The 18,606-nt window shown below is 64.3% G+C and carries 15 protein-coding genes; 10 read left to right on the top strand and 5 right to left on the bottom strand.

Features of this window, described 5'->3' with window-relative positions:
* Positions 1–24: 24 nt before the first annotated feature.
* The 3 genes from J7I85_RS07395 to J7I85_RS24935 all read right to left on the bottom strand — a co-directional run bounded on the left by J7I85_RS07395 (position 25) and on the right by J7I85_RS24935 (position 3,255).
* Complete coding sequence (locus J7I85_RS07395; protein ID WP_214848875.1) at positions 25–1,182, bottom strand: NAD(P)/FAD-dependent oxidoreductase; 1,158 nt, start codon at positions 1,180–1,182, stop codon at positions 25–27.
* A complete protein-coding gene (locus J7I85_RS07390) occupies positions 1,160–1,483 on the bottom strand; it encodes a hypothetical protein (protein WP_214848873.1) in 324 nt (107 codons plus the stop codon). Before J7I85_RS07390 ends, J7I85_RS07395 begins: the two co-directional genes overlap by 23 nt.
* A gap of 107 nt (positions 1,484–1,590) precedes the next feature.
* Entirely contained in the window at positions 1,591–3,255 is a 1,665-nt protein-coding gene (locus J7I85_RS24935) for a LuxR C-terminal-related transcriptional regulator (RefSeq protein WP_251024039.1), read from the bottom strand.
* Between the two features lie 319 nt (positions 3,256–3,574).
* Between J7I85_RS24935 and J7I85_RS07380 the strand changes: the two genes are divergently transcribed.
* The 3 genes from J7I85_RS07380 to J7I85_RS07370 all read left to right on the top strand — a co-directional run bounded on the left by J7I85_RS07380 (position 3,575) and on the right by J7I85_RS07370 (position 7,551).
* Positions 3,575–4,468: a VOC family protein gene (locus J7I85_RS07380; RefSeq protein WP_214848870.1), complete on the top strand. Its 894-nt coding sequence runs from the start codon at positions 3,575–3,577 to the stop codon at positions 4,466–4,468.
* A 198-nt stretch (positions 4,469–4,666) separates the two neighbouring features.
* Positions 4,667–6,031: an MFS transporter gene (locus J7I85_RS07375; protein ID WP_214848863.1), complete on the top strand. Its 1,365-nt coding sequence runs from the start codon at positions 4,667–4,669 to the stop codon at positions 6,029–6,031.
* A 212-nt stretch (positions 6,032–6,243) separates the two neighbouring features.
* Positions 6,244–7,551 carry an NtaA/DmoA family FMN-dependent monooxygenase gene (locus J7I85_RS07370; RefSeq protein WP_214848859.1) on the top strand — a complete coding sequence of 436 codons (1,308 nt, stop codon included), beginning with the start codon at positions 6,244–6,246 and terminating at the stop codon, positions 7,549–7,551.
* Between the two features lie 32 nt (positions 7,552–7,583).
* Here J7I85_RS07370 and J7I85_RS07365 read toward each other — a convergent pair whose 3' ends face one another.
* A complete protein-coding gene (locus J7I85_RS07365; protein ID WP_214848855.1) occupies positions 7,584–8,534 on the bottom strand; it encodes a LysR family transcriptional regulator in 951 nt (316 codons plus the stop codon).
* A 148-nt stretch (positions 8,535–8,682) separates the two neighbouring features.
* Here J7I85_RS07365 and J7I85_RS07360 point away from each other — a divergent pair, with 148 nt between their 5' ends.
* From J7I85_RS07360 to J7I85_RS07340, 5 genes are all read left to right on the top strand, one after another.
* Complete coding sequence (locus J7I85_RS07360) at positions 8,683–10,302, top strand: FAD-binding oxidoreductase (RefSeq protein WP_214848851.1); 1,620 nt, start codon at positions 8,683–8,685, stop codon at positions 10,300–10,302.
* A 273-nt stretch (positions 10,303–10,575) separates the two neighbouring features.
* The gene (locus J7I85_RS07355) at positions 10,576–11,586 is read left to right on the top strand and encodes an ABC transporter substrate-binding protein (protein WP_214848848.1); all 1,011 of its coding nucleotides are present in this window, start codon (positions 10,576–10,578) and stop codon (positions 11,584–11,586) included.
* Positions 11,587–11,625: 39 nt separating this feature from the next.
* Entirely contained in the window at positions 11,626–12,405 is a 780-nt protein-coding gene (locus J7I85_RS07350; protein WP_214848846.1) for an ABC transporter permease, read from the top strand.
* Entirely contained in the window at positions 12,398–13,270 is an 873-nt protein-coding gene (locus J7I85_RS07345) for an ABC transporter permease (protein ID WP_214848843.1), read from the top strand. The genes J7I85_RS07350 and J7I85_RS07345 overlap by 8 nt, the downstream gene beginning before the upstream one ends.
* A gap of 35 nt (positions 13,271–13,305) precedes the next feature.
* Positions 13,306–14,112 (top strand): ABC transporter ATP-binding protein, encoded by an 807-nt coding sequence (locus J7I85_RS07340; RefSeq protein ID WP_251024038.1) that lies wholly within the window; start codon positions 13,306–13,308, stop codon positions 14,110–14,112.
* Between the two features lie 108 nt (positions 14,113–14,220).
* On the opposite strand, the gene J7I85_RS07335 is transcribed toward J7I85_RS07340, so the two are convergent.
* Positions 14,221–14,931 carry a GntR family transcriptional regulator gene (locus J7I85_RS07335; protein ID WP_214848838.1) on the bottom strand — a complete coding sequence of 237 codons (711 nt, stop codon included), beginning with the start codon at positions 14,929–14,931 and terminating at the stop codon, positions 14,221–14,223.
* Between the two features lie 139 nt (positions 14,932–15,070).
* Here J7I85_RS07335 and J7I85_RS07330 point away from each other — a divergent pair, with 139 nt between their 5' ends.
* Together J7I85_RS07330 and J7I85_RS07325 are read left to right on the top strand one after the other, a co-directional pair.
* Positions 15,071–17,062, top strand: coding sequence for an NAD(P)/FAD-dependent oxidoreductase (locus tag J7I85_RS07330; protein WP_214848836.1), 1,992 nt, complete (start codon positions 15,071–15,073; stop codon positions 17,060–17,062).
* On the top strand, positions 17,059–18,558 hold the full coding sequence (locus J7I85_RS07325; protein WP_214848834.1) for a carboxylesterase family protein: 1,500 nt from the start codon (positions 17,059–17,061) through the stop codon (positions 18,556–18,558). Before J7I85_RS07330 ends, J7I85_RS07325 begins: the two co-directional genes overlap by 4 nt.
* Positions 18,559–18,606: the final 48 nt, after the last annotated feature.

Raw genomic sequence — 18,606 nt, 5'->3', positions numbered from 1 at the left:
TAGAAGGATCCGTTCGCGCTGCCATCACGCCGCGAGCCCGGCCGGGGCCGTCGGTTCAGTCAGCGGTGCCCACGTGGCGGCCAGCTGCTTCGCGAGGTATTTGGCGTCCCGGCACACGCCGGGGAGGGTTTCCGAGGCTGCCGCGAAGAGGAGGTCCTTGCCCAGTAGGTACAGCCCGGGCTGTGCGTCCACGATCCCGCGGTGCTGCCGCTCCCGCCAGTCCGCGGGCAGGGCCGGGATGTCCAGCCACGGATAGTCGTCCGTGAAGCCGGTGCACCAGATGACGTTTGCCGCCGGAAGCCTCCGCCCGTCGTCGAGCACTATCTCGCCGTCCCGGACTCCGGAGGCCCGCGTCGCCAGGTGGACGCCGGCGGCGCGGAGGTCCGCGGTCTTGGTGCGGATCAGCGGCCTGCCCATGCCCGCCAGCTTGGGCAGCACCTTGCGCCCGACCGGCGTGTTGGTGTTCAGCACGTGCATCCCGGCGAACCGGACCACCGGGAGGACGAACCGGGCCGCAGTCCTGCCGTGCCGGAACGGCATCTCGGCACTGGGCTTGCCGGCCAGCCAGGTTTCGTGGGTGCGGCTGGTCTCCAGGGCGATCTCCGCGCCGGAGTTGCCCACGCCCACCACCAGCGCCGGGCCGGGCTGGAGCTGGGCCGGGCTCTTGTAGTGGTGGGAGTGGAGCTGTACGACGCCGGATGGCAGTTCCGCGGCAAAGCTCGGCGTCTTGGGCAGGTGGCAGGATCCGGTGGCGAGGACGACGTTCGCCGCCGTCCAGCGCTGCGCGCCGGCAGTGACCTGGAACCGCTGCCCGGCGTGGCTCACGCGGGTGACGGCCGTGTTGGGCCGGACCGGCAGGTGGAAGCGGGACGCGTAGTCCTCGAGGTAGGCCGCCTGCTCATCCTTGGTGGGGAAAGCGAGAGGATCGCCGGGGAAGTGCAGGCCGGGCAGGCCATCGTACTTGGCGGGGGTGAACAGGCGCAGTGAGTCCCAGCGGGTGCGCCACGCGTCGCCAACCCGTGTGCCGGCGTCGAGGATGACAAAGTCCCGGTGCTGCTGCGCCAGGTAGTAGCCCAGTGCCAGGCCGGCCTGTCCGGCGCCGATGATGACGGTGTCGACGGCGGCAGTGCTGGCGGCGCTGCTGGTGGCGCCGCCGGTGTCAGTTGCTGGGGTGGTATTCATGGTGGTTCCTCCTTGCTGATGCATGTGCGGTTGCGGGGTCATGAACGCTGCGGAAGCGCAGGAACCAGATGAGCAGCAGCGCGGACGCCGCGGCGTAGAAGCAGTGCAGCAGCCAGATCGGCCCCAGCGGGAGGCTGAAGACGTAGACGGAATGCACGGCGTTGGCCACGTTGCTCAGCGCGAGGTAGCCGAGGCTGTAGGAGTCAAGGTTCCGCGTGCGGAGGGCCTTGAGCAGCATGGGCAGGTAGCTCACCGCGAAGAGGCCGGTGGACACCATTCCTGCGAGCACTGAAACGTTCATGCCACTAAAGCTATTTTTCGCAGTGGCGCGGCGAATCGGGCGAATCACCCATTTCCGACCGCAACATTTGGCCCGCGGGAATGGGTGGTTTTATGCAGGGAATGAGATCAGGTGAGTCCGTGCCGGTAGGCGTACGCCGTGGCCGCGGCCCGGGAGCTCAGGCCCAGCTTGATGTAGATATTGCTGACGTGCCGGGCCACCGTTTTCTCGCTGATGAACAGCTCGGCGGCGATGTCCCGGTTGCTCATTCCGGCGGCGACCAGCCGCAGGACTTCCGTTTCGCGGGCGGTGAGCGGCCCTGCGGCGGGAATGTCGCCGTTGTCCGCGGAACCTGCGCGAGCGGCTGCCGGGGCGTCCGGCGAAGTGGGGGCCGACTGCTCAAGCCCCAACAGCGCCGGCGCGGCGCCCAGCTCGACAAATACTGCCCGTGCCGCCTCACGCTCCGTCCGGGCGGACTCCTCATCGCCGAGCGCGGCGCACAGGCTGGCCAGCAGGGCGCGGCAGCGGGCGGCTTCGAACGGTACGTCGAGGCTGAGCCAGCGGGACCAGGCACGGCGGAGCAGGGCCAGCGCGCCCTCGGCGTCGCCGTCGTGGAATAGCAGGGCGGCCCGGGATTGGTCGGCCAGGGCGTGCAGCATGGGCATGTCGATGGACGCGCAGAGCGAGGCCAGCTCCTCCATGGCGGCCCGTGCCGCCTCGGCGTCGCCGGCGGCGAGTTCGATCTCCACCCGGGCGGCGAGCATCCGGCGGCGGTACCCGGGGTCCACGCTGTTCATGGCCTGCCGCAGCAGGGTCTGTGCCTGGTCCGGCCTGCCCTGGGCCAGGCGGAGGAGCGCCAGCCCGGGCTGCGGCGGGAATCCGGTTTCAAGGGCATGAAGGTAGGCGGCCTCGGCGGCGTCGAAATGGCCGAGGAGCCGGTGGATTTCACCCTGCTCATAGAATCCGCCGTACATGGCCATCCGGTCGCCGCGGAAGGCGAGGTCCTGCGCTGTTTTGGCCGCATCGATCGCCTCGGACCAGGCACCGTGCAGCCGGTAGAGCTCGGCCCGGTGCATCTGGCACTGCCCGCTGAATGCCACCAGGTTCTGCTGCTCTTGGCACCACCGGTCCAGCGCGCGGGTCCACTCGTGGGCCCGGCGCAGGTCGAACGCCAGGTGGCAGGTCTCGATCACCGCACAGTAGATGATCCCGGCGGGGATAGGGGAGATCTCACCGACTGTGACGGCCACCATCGCCTCATCCAGCAGGGCCAGGCCGTCGTTGAGCCGGCCGAGCATGATCTGCGCCTGGCCGAGCCCCAGCACGCCGAGGGCCGCAGCATCCGCATCGCCGCGTTGCCGTCCGAGTTCGCCGGCGCGGGTAAAGGCTTCCGCGGCGGCTGTGCCGTCGCCCTGGTAGAGGGCGCCGAGCCCGGCGGGGACGAACAGCAGGCCCTCGGAGGGACAGGGTTCGGGCAGGTCCTCGACGATGCGGCGGGCCCGGGCAATCCAGCCGGTAGCACGGGCCGGTTCGCCCTGCATCATGAGATTGAGGCCTGTCCAGACGGCGCAGCGGGCGGCGGCGGCGTAGTCGCCGTCGGCGAGGTACTTCAGGTGCGCCCGCGCCAGGATGTCCACGCCGTCGGGCCCGCCGGTGAGGATGACGGAGGTGGCCAGCTGTTCCAGATCGCTGGCCGGCAGTTCAGTGTCACGCCCAGCAGAGGTGTACTGGCCGACGGCGTCCGGCCAGCGCCGCTCGGCGTAGGCTTCCCTGCCCTGTGCAAGTTCAGACATAGGAATCTCCCGTTCCCGATGGCGGGTCGGAGCCGGTGGGCGCTGCAGGAGCCGGTGCCGTCGGAGCCGGCGGGCGCTGCCGGAGGTGTGGGCGCGGCCCGTCATGTGCTTTTCAGGCTACCGCTGGGGTTCGGCGTGCGGAAGGTTCGGGGCACCAGCTCCGGTGCGGAGACCTCGTCACGTGCGACGGACAGTGCAGGCTGGCGGCATATTTTGCTTTTTTTCTAGATAATCGATTCTTAATACGATAGTGTTTTCTTAGTCACAGATCCGTGGGTAACGGCATCTGAAGGAGCCGTACAACGAGAAGGAGACAAGGATGTCTTGGGGATTGATCAGCGCCATGGGCCACGTAAGTATTCAGACAACGGACCTCAGGAGCTCCGTTTTTGACGCGACGCAGATCCTTGGACTTCGTGAAACGGAGCGGACCTCCGATGCCGTGTACCTCGCCGCCGGCAATGTCCACCACGAACTCGTTTACATTGAGTCCGACGTCAACGGCGTGGATGGCTTTGGCCTGGTAGCAGCGAATGGGGACGCGCTGCGCGAGATCCGCCGGCGTGTGGAGGACGAAAACTTCACGATCCTCAGCAACAAGCCCCGCGGTGTTGGTATCGACGACGGATTTTCGTTTATTGGGCCCGAGGGTTTCGTGTTCGAAATCTACGTGGGCATGCAGGAGGACGTAGCCCTTCAACAGTCCTTCGGTCCCGACCGCTACGGGCATGTGAACTTCCACCCCCGGAACGTCGGCGGCATGATGCGGTTCCTGCACAGGGTCCTGGACTTCCGCCTCTCGGACGTCATCGGCGACGACTTTGCCTATTTCATGCGGTGCAACCCGGATCACCACGGTATCGCCCTGGTCCGCGGGGAAGGAACCCTGCACCACCATGCGTGGCAGACACAGAGTATTGCTGATCTCGGCAAGCTTGGTGACCGGCTGAACAAACTGGGCCGGGACCTGATCTGGGGCCCGGTCCGTCACGGGGCCGGCCATAACATCGCCGCCTACTTCGTGGAGGCCTCGGGGGCCGTCGTCGAGCTTTATACGGACCTGGAACAGATTTACGATGACGCCCGTCCTCCGGTTGTCTGGGGCGAGGACGAGAACTGGTACAACATGTGGAGCGAATACCGCCCCCTGGATTTTCGCAAGTTCGGGCTCGCTCCAGTCGACCGCCGGTCCCTTAGCAGCCTCCACCGCTGAGGCGCTCCGAAGACTTAATTGTCCAGGTCCCGGACCCTCGGCGGCGCAAATTAAACACTTTCACCACGGTTATGCTTAATCCGTTGGTCTTCTACTGTGATCTGCGCCATGCTTGGAAGAGCGAATGAACGGGTCGCTTCGGGACGTGACCAACAACGCCGTCGGTCACCGAACTCTCACAGCTTTCGAAAAGAGATCATGTTGAACCCGAAAACCGCCCCGAGGGGAGGCCAGAAGCCGGTGGATCTGCCGTCGAGCAGGCAATCACCCGCGGCCGACTCACTGAACACCAAGGACATGCGCCGTATCCTGGGCTCCAGCCTCATTGGCAGCATCATCGAGTACTACGACTTCATCCTTTACGCCACGGCTGCATCCTTGGTGTTTGATCGCGTTTTCTTTGCGAACCTCGGCCCTGGTCTTTCCCTGTTTGCCTCCTTCGCAACGCTTGCGGCGGGATACGTCGCCCGGCCGCTGGGCGGCATTGTCTTCGGTCACTTCGGCGACCGCCTGGGCCGGAAGCAGATGCTGGTGCTGTCGATGCTCATGATGGGCGGCGCCACCGTCCTGATCGGGCTCCTGCCCACCACTGCACAGATAGGTGTTGCGGCGCCAATTGTGCTGGTCCTCCTGCGCATCATCCAAGGCATTGCCGTCGGCGGGGAGTGGGGCGGCGCCACGTTGATGGCGTTGGAGCATGCCCCTGCGAAAAAGCGCGGCCTCGCCGCAGCGTTCGCCAATGCCGGCGGGCCAGCCGGCGGGCTGCTGGCCACACTTGCGGTTTCCGCCGTTTCCGCCCTGACCGGCGACCAGTTCCTGGTCTGGGGCTGGCGGATACCGTTCCTGCTCAGCGCCGTGCTGATCCTAATCGGCATGATCATCCGCCTCAGGGTGGCCGAGACTCCCGTCTTCCAGAAGCTCGACGCCGAAGCCGCCAAAATCAAGCACCCGCCTTTGATGGAGGTGCTCCGCCACCATCCGCGGCTTGTCCTGGTCACCCTCGTGGCAACGCTGGGATTCTACGCCTGCCAGGGACTGCTGACCGTATGGGGCGTCTCCATGGCTGTGGGAAGCGGCGTGGACCGTTCCGGCGTCCTCAACTGGAAAGGCGTTGCCGCCGTGGTGACGGTGGCGGTCTGCTTCTATTCAGCACGCCTTAGTGACCGGATTGGGCGGCGCGCTGTCCTCGCCGGCGCTGGGGTGGCGGCCATCCTTCTGGCCTTTCCCCTGATCATGCTGCTGACCAACGGGACCCTGTGGGGCTTCGCGGTCGCAGTGGTGATTGGCAACGGGCTGGTCCAGGGGGCGCTCGCCGGACCCATCGGCGCTTACATCTCCGAACAGTTCCCCACCGGGGTCCGTTACACGGGGGCGTCCCTGTCCTACCAGGGAGCCTCCATGATCGGGGCGGGCTTTACCCCAATGATCGCCACAGGCCTGGTTCTCGCAGCCGGCGGCGGCGTATGGATGGTGGCAGCGTTCTGGATCGTCGTACTCGCAGCGGGTCTTGCAGCGGTGCGCCTGACGCGTGAGGGCTCACGCCTCAAGCTCGACGCAGTGTAAGCATTCCCGCACCCGCTCACCCGCAGCGGCGCCTACGCCCCTCTGCGGCTGTGCACCTCCAGCCTTATCGCCTTAGTCTTCAGACAACCACCATTGTCAGTTTTACTGACGTTATTGCACTGAAACTTCACCATTTACGTGTAAGAAGCCGACTGCCATGCTGGAGGCAGCGACGCGCTCCGAATGGCGCACATCACGAAAGGAACCAGGCGATGAAGCCTAAGAATCACATGGTGCTCACCACCTTCATGCTGCCGGCGGGGTACCACAAGGACAGTTGGCGGATGGAAGGAAGCCGGGCCGAAGAACTGGGCAACCTGGACTTCGTGGCAGACCTGACCGCCATGGCCGAGGCCGCAAAACTTGACGCCGTATTTTTCGGCGACATCGTCCACGCCAACACAGTCATGCGCGGCGACATCAAGATGAACGGGTTCTATGAACCGATGACCGTGCTTGCAGCGCTGGCCGCCAGGACAACGAACATCGGCCTGATCGGGACCATGTCTACCTCTTTCTCCGAGCCGTATAACCTTGCCCGGCAGCTATGCGGACTGGACCACATGTCCAACGGCAGGGCCGGCTGGAACATCGTTACGTCGTCGGACGGTTTCAGCAATTACGGTGTGGAAGACGTTCCCGACCCGGCTGTGCGTTACCGGCGGGCCGCCGAGTACGTGGACGTTGTGCAGCGCCTCTGGGACAGCTGGTCCGATGACGCCATCATCGTGGATAGGGCATCCGGCGAATACGTGGACCGGAGCAAGCTCAAAGCAATCCGGCACAAGGGGGAGTTCTTTGAAGTTGAGGGACCCATCAACATGCCACGATCGCCGCAGGGACGTCCTGTGCTGGTCCAGGCGGGATCCTCAGGCCCCGGCATGGACCTGGGTTCCTCCGTGGCCGACGGGATCTATACCGCACAGCCGTTCAAGGAACCGTCCATCGAGTTCTACACCAAGTTCAAGAACATGGTGGCTGAGAAGGGACGGAACCCCGACGACGTCAAAATCATTCCGGGCATCCTGCCGATACTCGGCGACACCGAGAAGGAAGCGCAGGAGCTCGCCAACGAGCTGGCCGGCTACGTGCACCTCGGGAACGGCCGTAAGCAGGTGGGTGCTGACCTCAAGATGGACCTTTCCGAGTTGGAGTTCGACGAGTCGATCCCGGCCGAGTGGTTCTCCGACGACCCCAAACTGGGCAGCCGCTACCAGATCTACCGCAAGAAGAGCGTGGACATGGGCATGACGCTGCGCGAGCTGATCGTGGACCTGGCCCGTTCCACAGGACACCAATGGATGGCCGGCACTCCCTCCCAGGTGGCTGACCGCATGGTCGACTGGTTCGAGTCGAAGGCCTGCGACGGGTTCAACCTCAATGCTCCCTTCAACCCGGGCGGTTTCAAGCTCATCTGCGACAAGCTGGTCCCTGAGCTCCAGGACCGCGGCTACTTCCGCTCCGAGTATGAGGGCACCACCCTGCGTGACAACCTCGGGCTCTCACGCCCGACGGCGTAGAAGTCCCGCTCCCCGGCGTAGAAGCCGTCGGACTAGTGCCGCTCAGCTAAGGAGCCGGGAGGACCAAACCGTTCGAGGGCGACATCCACCCACGCCTGGGCGCGGGCATTCAGCCGCATGCTCCGCGTCCAGGCCAGCGAAACGGTGGCCTGGGCGCGGGTGTGGACACGGGGCTCCGCAACGCGCTTGAGGACAACCTTCAACTCTTCATATGGCGCGTCCAGCATGGGTTGCTGGAAGAGCACAGCAACGCCACGGCCGCTCGCCACCAAGGACCGGACCGTGGCGTAGCTGCGTGAGCGGTGCCGGATGTCCGCAGTCAACCCGGCATCGCGGTACATGTCCAGGATGCGCGTGGAAATGGGCGGAGCGTCGAAGAAAATGAGTGGACTGGCCGCCACGTCCCTGAGCGAGACCACCTCCGCCTCGCGCAGGGGATGGTCTGCCGGCAGCAGGATGTAAGGCTCCACGGACAGCAGCGGGGCCGTCTTCAGGGCGGGGGAAATGTCCATGTCGTAGACGAAAGCGGCGTCGATGGAGCCATTGAGCAGGCGGTCCTGAAGATCCTCGTGGTAGCCCTCGATGAAGTCCACCTCCACATGCGGGCATTGGCCCGCAAAGTCTGCCAGCATCGGGGGAATGATGGTGGGTCCCAGGGGCATGAAGCAGCCGACGGTCAGCGGACCACGGATATCCGTCCTGTCCCTTTTGGAAAGTGATGCGATCTCGTCCGCGAGATCAAGCAATTGGCGCGCTTGACGAAACACCACGATGCCTGTCGACGTCAGGGTGAGCCCCTTTGACTTGCGCTTGATGCACAGTTGCGCCCCGACGATGCGCTCGAGTTCCGCGATGGACATGGAGATGGCCGACGGCGCCATGTGCAGACGCCGTGCGGCCTCGCTCATGGTTCCGGTTTCGGCCGCCACCACAAAGTGGAGGACCTGGCGCAGCGTGATCGAGGGGTTGAGCGTGATATTCACATTGTCAATTCTACTGACAACCATGAGCAGAAACCGACGATTTACTTGAGCAGTCCGGGTCGTCATGATGAAAGAAACGGCTCCGACGACGGCGCCACAGTTACCGCCGCTCCGGCGGCAACCCCTCCCGAAAGTGATGTGAACGTAAATGGACGCCCAAGCCAGATTCCTTGACGAGGCAGAAGCCATTGTCGGCGCCGACAATGTTGTCCGTGCCACGCCCAAAGAGGGTTATATCGATCCCTACCCGCTGAACCCCGGACGCGCCAAGTGGCCGGGTGTGCGTCCCGGGGACGTGGCGGAGGTCCAGGCCATCGTCCGGCTCGCCAACCGCACCGGCGTTCCGCTGTGGTCCTTCTCCCAGGGCAAGAACCTGGGCTACGGGGGACCGGAACCGCGCACGCGGGGCATGGTGGCGCTCGACCTGAGCCGCCTCAACAAGATCCTCGAGGTGAACGACCACCTTAACTACGCCGTCATCGAGCCCGGCGTCACTTTCTTTGACCTTTTCGAACACATCCAGGAAAAGGGGTTGAAGCTGTGGATGTCCGTTCCCGCCCTCGGGTGGGGGTCGATCCTTGGCAATGCGCTGGACCGCGGCTACGGCATGACGCCGATGGGGGACCATGTGCAGTCCATTTGCGGCATGGAGGTGGTCCTGCCGGACGGTGAGCTGGTGCGTACAGGAATGTGGGCCATGGAGGGAACCGAACTCGGGCCCATCTTCAAAGGCGGCTTCGGCCCCACCCTGGACGGTATCTTCACCCAGTCCAATCTCGGCATAGTCACCAAGATCGGCCTATGGCTGATGCCGTGGCCGGACGTGTACATCAACGGTGACGTTGTGGTGGAGCGCGAGGAGGACATGCCCAAGCTGGTGGACATCCTGACCCAGCTCCGGCGCGAGGACGTCATCCAGAATAACGCCCTCTGCGGCAACGTCGTTCGGGCGGCCACCATGAACGGGCCGCGATCGCGCTGGTATCAGGGGGAGGGGTCCATTCCGGATGACCGCGTGGAAGAAATGCGCCAGGAGATGGGGATCGGCCAGTGGAACGCCAAGTTCGCGATCTACGGCGACAAAGGGCTCGCCCAGCGCAGGCTTGAGATCATCCGGGAGCGCTTCGCGGGGCTTGAAGGGTTCACGGTCAAAGCCCGGCTCTATGAGGGTGCTGAAGGCGTGCAGGTCGCTTATGACGACATTGCCGACATGGACCGCACCCAGATGGCCGGAGTGCCCACACTCAAGCCGCTGTCAACGGTGGCATGGGCGGCGGAAAACGGTGGGCACATTGACGCAGCCCCCATCATTCCCGCGCGCGGGGAGGAAGTGTGGGCGTTCTACCGGGAAGCCAAAGAACTGTACCGCCGGTTCGGTTTCGACCTGTACATCGGCTATCACCTTTACCCGCGCCACATGGTGCACGTGACCATGATTTTCTTCGAAAACGACAACCAGGAGCAGCTGGCACGCGCACGGGCGCTCTATTCGGCGTTGCTGGCGGCTGCCCGCAGCCATGGCTACGCACCCTACCGCAGCCATGTCGACTACATGGACGTCATCGCCGACGGCTTCGACTACAACAACAACGCTATCCGCCGGCTCCAGGAGACCCTGAAGGACGCGCTGGATCCCAAAGGCATCCTGTCGCCCGGAAAACAGGGCGTCTGGCCCCGGCGTTACCGCGAAGTCGGCGCGGAGGCGGACGCTTCCGGTGCACGGAACGCATCCACTGAACGCGCCGACGCCGGCGCAGCCAGGCTGTAGGCCGTTGCGCTGCCGTCGGCGCTGCGTCCGCTCAGTTCGGAACGCCGGTGCCCAATTATGTTTTCTGTGACCCTTGCCACAACATAGACTTAGGGATATATTTTAAAGACATTATGCATTCTTGCCAAGCGAGTCAGCTGATAACTCCATGAGTGGCCAGCCCTAAGACGCAGCAAGCCCATCAGCAAGCCAATACCCAGCAACACAGTGGCGCACCCCCAACGCGGCCAGAGTTACCGGCCCCTGCGCCACTACTCAAAGAGGAGATTCTGGATGGAAAAGCCCACGTTTTACACCCGCTTCACGCAAGCCCTGGTGCCGGCTGTTGCCGGACTCGCCTTGCTCTCGCTGGCGGCCTGCGGGTCGCCCAGCGAGGCGGCCGCCGGCGGCGAGTCCGGGGGCAAGTCCGCCATCAAGGTGGTGGTGGCCCCCATCCACTTCGAAACGGCCTACGTCGCTGAAGAGCAGGGCTACTTCAAGGAAGCCGGCCTGGCCGTTGAGATTGTCCCCGGCGCGGATCCCTCCGCGAACCTGGCGCAAACCGTCAGCGGGCAGGCGGACATCACCACGGCGTCATGGGGTGTCATGACCAGCGCTACCGCCAAGGGAATGCCGGTCAGGGTAATCTCCGGAAACGGCGTGGTCGACCCGAAAGCGGATAACTCCGGCATTGTCATTCCCAAGAACAGCCCCATCAAGACGGTGGCTGACCTGAAGGGCAAGAATGTTGCCGTCAACGGCGTAAACACCGGCGGAGACATTCCGATGCTCCAGGCCGCAATGGCGGCAGGGATCGAACCGAAATCCATTACGGAAATCGCCGTGCCGTACGCCGGGATGCAGGCCGCCCTCGAGCGGGGAACGGTGGATGCAGCGTTCGTGGCGGACAGCTACTACCACCAGCTCGTCGATGCAGGGTTCAAAAGCATCGCCAGCCCGGTCCGCGAATTCCAGGGCAACATGCCAGTCACAGTGTGGGCCGCAACAGAGCCGTGGCTCAAGAGCAACCCCGGCACCGCCAAGAAGTTCAACGAGGCCATGGAAAAGGCTTCCAAGTTCTACTCGGACCCGGCGAACTCTGCCTCCGTGGTTGCCATCTCGGCGCGCATCAAGCAGGTCGATACCGCCAAGATCAACCCCAAGGCCTATGTTCCGGTCAACACCGCCATCAACCTCGCTTCAGGACAGGCGGGCATTGACGCCATGGAGAAGCTTGGATTCGTCAAAGACCCGCTGACGGCGGAGGGCATGCTCTGGAGCGGCGCGCCCCGCTTTGCGAAATAGCAGCCGGGCCGGCCAAGAGACGCTGACTGAAAGACGAAGATGAAGACACAAATACGAGCGTTCGATGTGGGGCTGACCAGCCAGCGGCTGTTGGCCGTCGCCGCACTCCTGGCGGTGTGGCAGCTGGTTATCTGGAGCGGATCGCTGCCCTCCATGACTCCCGGGGTGCCGGCAATAGTCACGGCCATTGCCAATGCGTTCACCTCCGCGCTTTTCTGGACATCACTGGCGCAGACAATGACAGCCGCCGTCACCGGCTGGGTGATTGCGGTGACTGCCGGTACTGTGCTGGGCCTGGTCATTGGCTCCGTCCCCATGCTGGACCGCTCCACATCCATCCTCATTGACTTCGGCCGGTCCTTCCCGGTCCTGGCTCTGATGCCGGTTGTCATCATGCTGTTGGGAGCCACCGCACAGATGGAAATCTTCGTCGTCTCGCTTTCCTGCCTCTGGCCGGTACTGGTGCAGACGATCTATGGAGCGCGGCGGATGGACGCATCGGTCGTGGACACCGCGCGGACCTTCCAGATTCCCAGGCTGCTCTGGTTCCGCCGGATCCTGCTCCCGAGCGCCACTCCGTTCATCTCCACGGGCATCCGGATCTCCGCCTCGATCGCCATTCTGGTGTCGGTGGGTGTCGAAGTGCTCAGCCAAACGCCGGGCATCGGACGGCAGATCACCCTGGCCCAGCAGGCGCAGCGATGGGACCAGGCCTTCGCCTACCTCTTCTTCGCCGGCCTGGTGGGCTGGGGCATCGCAGGCCTCCTGAACCTGGCTGAAGGCAAGATCCTCAAGTGGAACAGGCAAGCCAATGACTGAGACAGCACTCCGAACACCCCCGAAGCCCGGTCCGGGCACGGTTTCGACGAAAAACGCGAGCGTACGGCAGGCCGGCGGCACGTTCCGCGAACGCAGCCGCTTCGCCAAGGCACTCCTGAACGTCCTGCAGAGGACCTGGCTGATCGCCCTCGTCTTCGCCATCTGGTGGACCGCGTCGGCCAACAGCACCAACATTTTCATTCCGTCCCTTGAGGACATTCTGCTCAGCCTGCGACGGGACCTCTCCAACGGAGTCATCGGGTCCGGAGCAAGCTACAGCCTGACCAACCTGGGCGCGGGACTTCTGCTGGCGGTGGTGGTCGGCATCGCCGGCGGGCTGGTTCTCGGGGAAACCCGGCGGCTACGGGAAATCGTTGACCCTGTCATCCACTTCTTCCGTTCGGTGCCGCAGGCCGCGCTGGTGCCATTGATCATCGGCGCATTCGGCATCGGGCAGGGCCCCAAGATCTACACCATCGCTTTCGCCTGCATGTGGCCGGTGCTGCTGAACACGATCGACGGCGTCCTGGGCGTGGAGCCCACCATCCGGAAGTTTTCCAAGGTCTACCGCATCCCGGCGGGGCTGCATTTCCGCCGGGTGGTTCTGCCGGCCGCACTTCCGCAGATCGTTGCCGGCATCCGCGTAGCCCTGCCCATCGGCATCACCGTCATGGTGGTCAGCGAACTGTTTGCCGCCAACAAGGGCCTCGGCTTCTACATCCTCAATTCATCCGCCACCTTCCAGGTGCCCGAAACCTGGGCCGGCGCGCTGCTGGTTGGCGTCATCGGCTACATCCTCTCGCTTCTGTTTATCGTCTTCGAACGAAGGATCCTGAGCTGGTACTTCAAGTCAGGCGCCAAATGACGCCCACGATTCAACATCCGAAAGAAGGAGCCACCATGGCCGTTCAGGCAGCACCCGAGCAGGAACAGGTAGCGACGGCGCCACTGCTCCAGGTCCAAGGACTGACAATGAGTTACGGCTTTGGTGACGCCGAAAACAAGATCCTCAACAACCTCAACCTGGAGGTGAACGACGGCGAGTTCGTTTCGATCGTAGGGCCCTCCGGCGTCGGCAAAACAACATTGCTACGGGTCCTGTCGGGTCTGATCAGGCCCAAGAGCGGCACGGTAAGCGTGGGCGGGGAGGCCATCAGCGGCCCGCACCGGGACCTCGCCGTGGTGTTCCAGGACTACAGCCGGTCGCTGATGCCGTGGATGACCACCCTTGAAAACGTCGCGTTCCCGCTCCAGGGGCGCGGAGTCGGAAAGAAGGAGAGAAACGAAGCGGCGGCGAAGAACCTGGCGGCCGTGGGACTGGGCGGGCAGGGCCACAAATATCCCTGGGAGATGTCCGGCGGCATGCAGCAGCGCGTGGCGATCGCCAGGGCGCTGGCCTACAACGCCAAAGTCCTGCTCATGGACGAGCCCTTTGCCTCCGTGGACGCCCAGACCAGGTTTGACCTCGAGGACCTGGTGATCGATCTTCAGTCCAACCTGGGCGTGACCATCATCCTGGTGACCCACGACATCGATGAGGCCCTGTACCTCGCAGACAAGGTCATCGTGCTCGCCGAAAAACCGGCCACCGTGGTGGACGTGATTGAGACAGGTTTTGGTGATCACCGGGACCAGGTGGAAACCAAGGCCGATCCGCGCTTCGCAGAGGCGCGGGCGCGCATTCTGCACCGCCTCCGCAGCCACTGACCTGCGCCGATACGCCGGTTCCGCCCGTACGGTTGCACAAATACGGTTACACAAAGAAGCCCTCCGGGAACCTCATTGAGGTTCCCGGAGGGCTTCTTTGTTTGGCAATCAGACCTTGGCAGGCGCATTTCCGTGCTGCGCAGTGCCGTCGTCAATGCCGGACTTGAGGATGGCGTTGAGCGTTATCTCGTAGTGTTCCCGGATCAGGCGCGAGGCGGCCTTCGCATCCCGCTGCAAGGCAGCGTTCAGGATGTCCCGGTGCTCCCGGGCGATGTCCCGCTTTGTGTACCGGGTGGCGTTGCCGGCCCAGCGGCCGTACAGCTGGGAGAGATCGGACAGGGTTGAGCAAAGATCGATCAGGACAGGCACGCCGCAAGCCTCCAGGAGCTTGGCATGGAACACCTGGTGGGCGTGGTTCCAGGCCTCGGTCAGCTGGGCGTCGGACGCGTCCCGGTAAGGGGTCCGCTCCAGGGTGTGGTGGGCAGCGATGAGCTCTGATTCCCACGCGAGGTCGCCGCGCTCAATGGCCAGACCGATTCCGAATTCCTCGGACCTGCAGCGAAGCTCGTTGATGTCCTTGAGTTCCGCCAGCGAGAGTGTGGGCACGAAGAAGCCCCGGTTTGGCTTCAGGAGCACCAGGCGGTCGCCCACCAGCCGGGTGAGGGCCTCGCGGATCACCGTGCTGCTGGTTTGGTAGTGCTTCGAAAGTGCCGCAAGCTGCAGCTTCTCTCCGGGAGCCCACCGGCCCGACAGGATGTCATCCCGCATGGAGTCCCGGATGTGCTTGCTCAGCGTCTCAGAATCGGTACTTTTCGCCATATGCATAATGCTACCCTTCGCCAGAGAATATTTTCTTGATTGACTTATGCAAACTGGATACTAGAATGGAGTAAGCCAGCAAGAGAGACCCGGATCACGTCGGTCCTCTGCAGATCCCGCAATCACAAGGAGAACCGCCTTGACCAACTCCAGCACCGAAGCAGTCCAGGCCCCAGGGGAGGCATTGGTGGACGACCTCTATTGGCGCGAGAAGTACGAGGCCATCACTGAAGACGACGCGTTCCTCCACAATGTGGTGGAGCGCTCGGACCTTCCGGCCCTCATGGTCGCCCTGGCCGCCGTTACCCAGGACTTCTCGCTACTCCGCGAAGACCTTCGCCCGCCGCAGCACCCCGCTGACATTACGGGCCTGCCCCACGGCGGCATGGACCCTGAACAGCAGGAACAGGCGCGGGGGCTGGCATTCGCGGCACTGAAACGCGTTCGGGATGAGAACCTGACCGGCGTGGGGACACTCACCGAGGCACAGGCGCAGGACGTTCTCACGTGGATCACGAACGCTGCCAACCCCGAGTACCATCCCATGCTCATGCATGACATGGCCCTGGTGGAGGGCCAGGGTGGCAAGCCGAAGTGGAACTTCCGGGACATCGCCGTGGGGCGGGACTTCAGCGTCGCCGTCATCGGCTCGGGCGTCTCCGGCATGGCGGCGGCTTACCGCCTGAAGCAGGCCGGCGTGCCCTACACGGTGTTCGAGAAGGGCCATACCGTGGGCGGCACCTGGTGGAAGAACACTTACCCCGGCGTGCGGCTGGACACTCCCAACTATGCCTACAGCTTCTCCTTCGCCCAGCGGGATGACTGGCCCCAGCAGTTCTCCCAGGGGCCCGAAATTTACGAATACACCCGCCAGGTGGCTGAACGCGGCGGCATCCTGGAAAACATCGAATTCAACACCGAAGTGACCTCCGCGGACTATGACGAAGCCACAGGCCTGTGGAACGTTGACACGATCGACGCCGGCGGCCGCCCGGTCACCCGCCGGTTCAATGCCGTGATTACCGCCGTCGGGCAGCTTGACCGGCCGAAGTACCCTGACGTTGCCGGCCGTGAATCCTTTGCCGGCATCCAGATGCACTCGGCGGAATGGGACAACGGCGTGGACGTGACGGGCAAACGGGTCGCCGTGATCGGAACCGGTGCCAGCGCCTACCAGATTGTTCCGGCCATCGTGGACCAGGTGTCCGCGCTGACGGTATTCCAGCGCAGCTCGCCGTGGATGCTCCCCACCAAGGGCTACTACGACGACATGCCGGATTCGGTCCAGTGGCTGGTCCGCAAGCTCCCGCACTACGGGCAGTGGCTGCGGTTCTGGCAGCACTGGCTGGGAGTGGAGGGCCGCCAGCACACTGCCGTTGCCGAGCCGGGCTGGAACAAGCCAGGCAGCGTCTCTGCCGTGAACGAGAAAGTGCGTCGCGAGCTGACGGAACTGCTGGCCAGGCAGTACCAGGATCGCCCCGATCTGTTGGCCAAGGTCACGCCCAACTACATCGTTGGCGGCAAGCGCATGCTCCGGGACAACGGTGTGTGGGCGGAATCGCTCAAGAAACCGCAGACCACGCTGGTCACGGAGGGCCTGGAGCGCATGGTGCCCGAGGGCATCGTCACCAAGGACGGCGTGCTCCACGAGGTGGACATCATCGTCTACGCCACAGGTTTCCAGGCGTCTGAATTCCTCGAGCCGCTCCAAATCACCGGCCGCCAGGGCACGGACCTGCACGAATACTGGGGCGGCGATGCCAAGGCCTTCGCCGGCATCACGGTTCCCAATTTCCCCAACCTGTTCATGGTCACGGGCCCCAACACCGGCCATGTGGTCAACGGCAGCCTGTACTCCATGATCGAATACGGCGTCGAATACATCCTCGAGGCCATCCGGATCATCCTGGAAAACGACCTGAAGAGCCTTGACCTCAAGCAGGAGGTGCTGGACGGGTTCATCGAAAAGCTGGACGCCGCCAGCGCCACCAAGGCCTGGGGCCATCCCTCGGTGCAGACCTGGTACAAGAACAGGTTCGGCCGCGTCTCGCAGATCTGGCCGTACCCGGTGGTGGACTTTTGGAAGATCACGCGCACCGTGAACCTCGACGACTACCACCAGCTGGCATGAGCGCCAACGTCATCGCCGGCCCGCAGGTCTTCTCCACCGGAAGCCTGGAGTATTCCGGAAAAGCGGTCGACGGCGTCGTCCACGTTCCCGGAGTCCGCTACGGTGAGCGGCTGGATGCCGCAGACAGGTTCTCGCCGCTGCGCGATCCCTCACCCGGGCGCGCGCAGGCAGGTTCCACAGTGTTCCCGCAGTCACCCGGATCCTTGGACTGGCTGATGGGCCCGGCGCTGTCCAGCCTGGAACAGGACGAGGACTCCTTCCTGCTGGACATCTGGACACCCGAGGGCGCCCTGGACCTGCCGGTCCTCGTTTTCCTCCCCGGCGGAGCCTTCATCAGCGGCGCCGGGAACGTCGGCTGGTACGACGGCGCCCGGCTCGCCGCCGAGGGCAACGCCGTGGTGGTCACCGTCAGCTACCGGCTCGGCGCGCTGGCGCTGCTGGGTGGATCCGGAGTGCCGCTTAACCTCGGCGTGCAGGACATCCTTCAGGCGCTCACGTGGATTTCGGCAAACATCTCCGCATTCGGCGGAGACCCCGCGGCCGTCACTCTCGCCGGCCATTCGGCAGGGGCCTGGTACGCCTACGTGCTGAGCCTTGCCCCGGCTGCCAAGGGACTGTTTTGCCGGACAGCGCTGTTCAGCCTGCCCTGGCAGCCCCCGCTAAGCCCCGCCGCCTATGCGGAGCGCCGTGAACTGTTCAACGGTTTCCTTAAAGACGCGCTCGACGGCGGGACACCCGACGGCGCCCTCGACGGCGGGTCACTGGCTACCGCGCCCGTTCCGGCCATCCTTGAAGCCCAGGCAGCAGTCGGCAAGGCGTATGCGGGACGGGGCCTTGGGCTGGTGCCGGCGGCGGATGGCGGGCTGGTGCCAGATTGGGCCATGGACTTCCGGCGTGCTGCCTCGTCCTTGCATGTGGAATCTTTGCTGCTGAGCAGTACGGACAACGAGGCCGCCGCCTTCCTGCACCCTGTGCCGGTGGCTGCCGTGAGCCCGGAGCAGGTGGCGGGTTTCGTGGCTGGCCACTTCGAGGAAGCCCCCGAAGTCCTGGACTTCCTGGACTCCCGGATCCCCGATGCAACGCCGCACGCAAAGCTCGTGGAGGCCATGAGCTTGCACCAGTTCCGCCTTGCCGCGACTGAACTTGCCGGCCGGGCGAATGCGGCCGGTGTGGAAGCCACGCTGCTCCGGTTCTCGGTTCCCAGCAAGCTTGACGGGGTTGGCAGTCCGCACTGCTTTGAACTGCCGTTCCTCTTTGGAAACAGGGAGGACTGGCGGGACGCTCCGATGCTCCGCGGCTTTCCGGAGGACAGCTTTGAGGCGGTCTCCGGCCAGCTGCGGTCGCTGCTTCTCAGCTTTGTGGCCAACGGCCGCCCACGTTCCGCAGATGGGGAACCACTGGACCGGTTCACTGCGGACCATCCGCAGCTGCATGCCCTGGCCGCCGATGGAGTAGTGGCCGGCACCATCGAACCGGAACTCCGCGCGCGGCGTTAGGCGCAAGCATCCCCGCAGGCAGCCGTACCGGCCAAACCATTGTCAAAG

This window comes from Arthrobacter sp. ISL-65 (assembly GCF_018613795.1).
In the GTDB taxonomy this organism is placed as follows: Bacteria; Actinomycetota; Actinomycetes; order Actinomycetales; family Micrococcaceae; genus Arthrobacter.
This window is presented reverse-complemented; position numbering and strand designations above follow the sequence as displayed.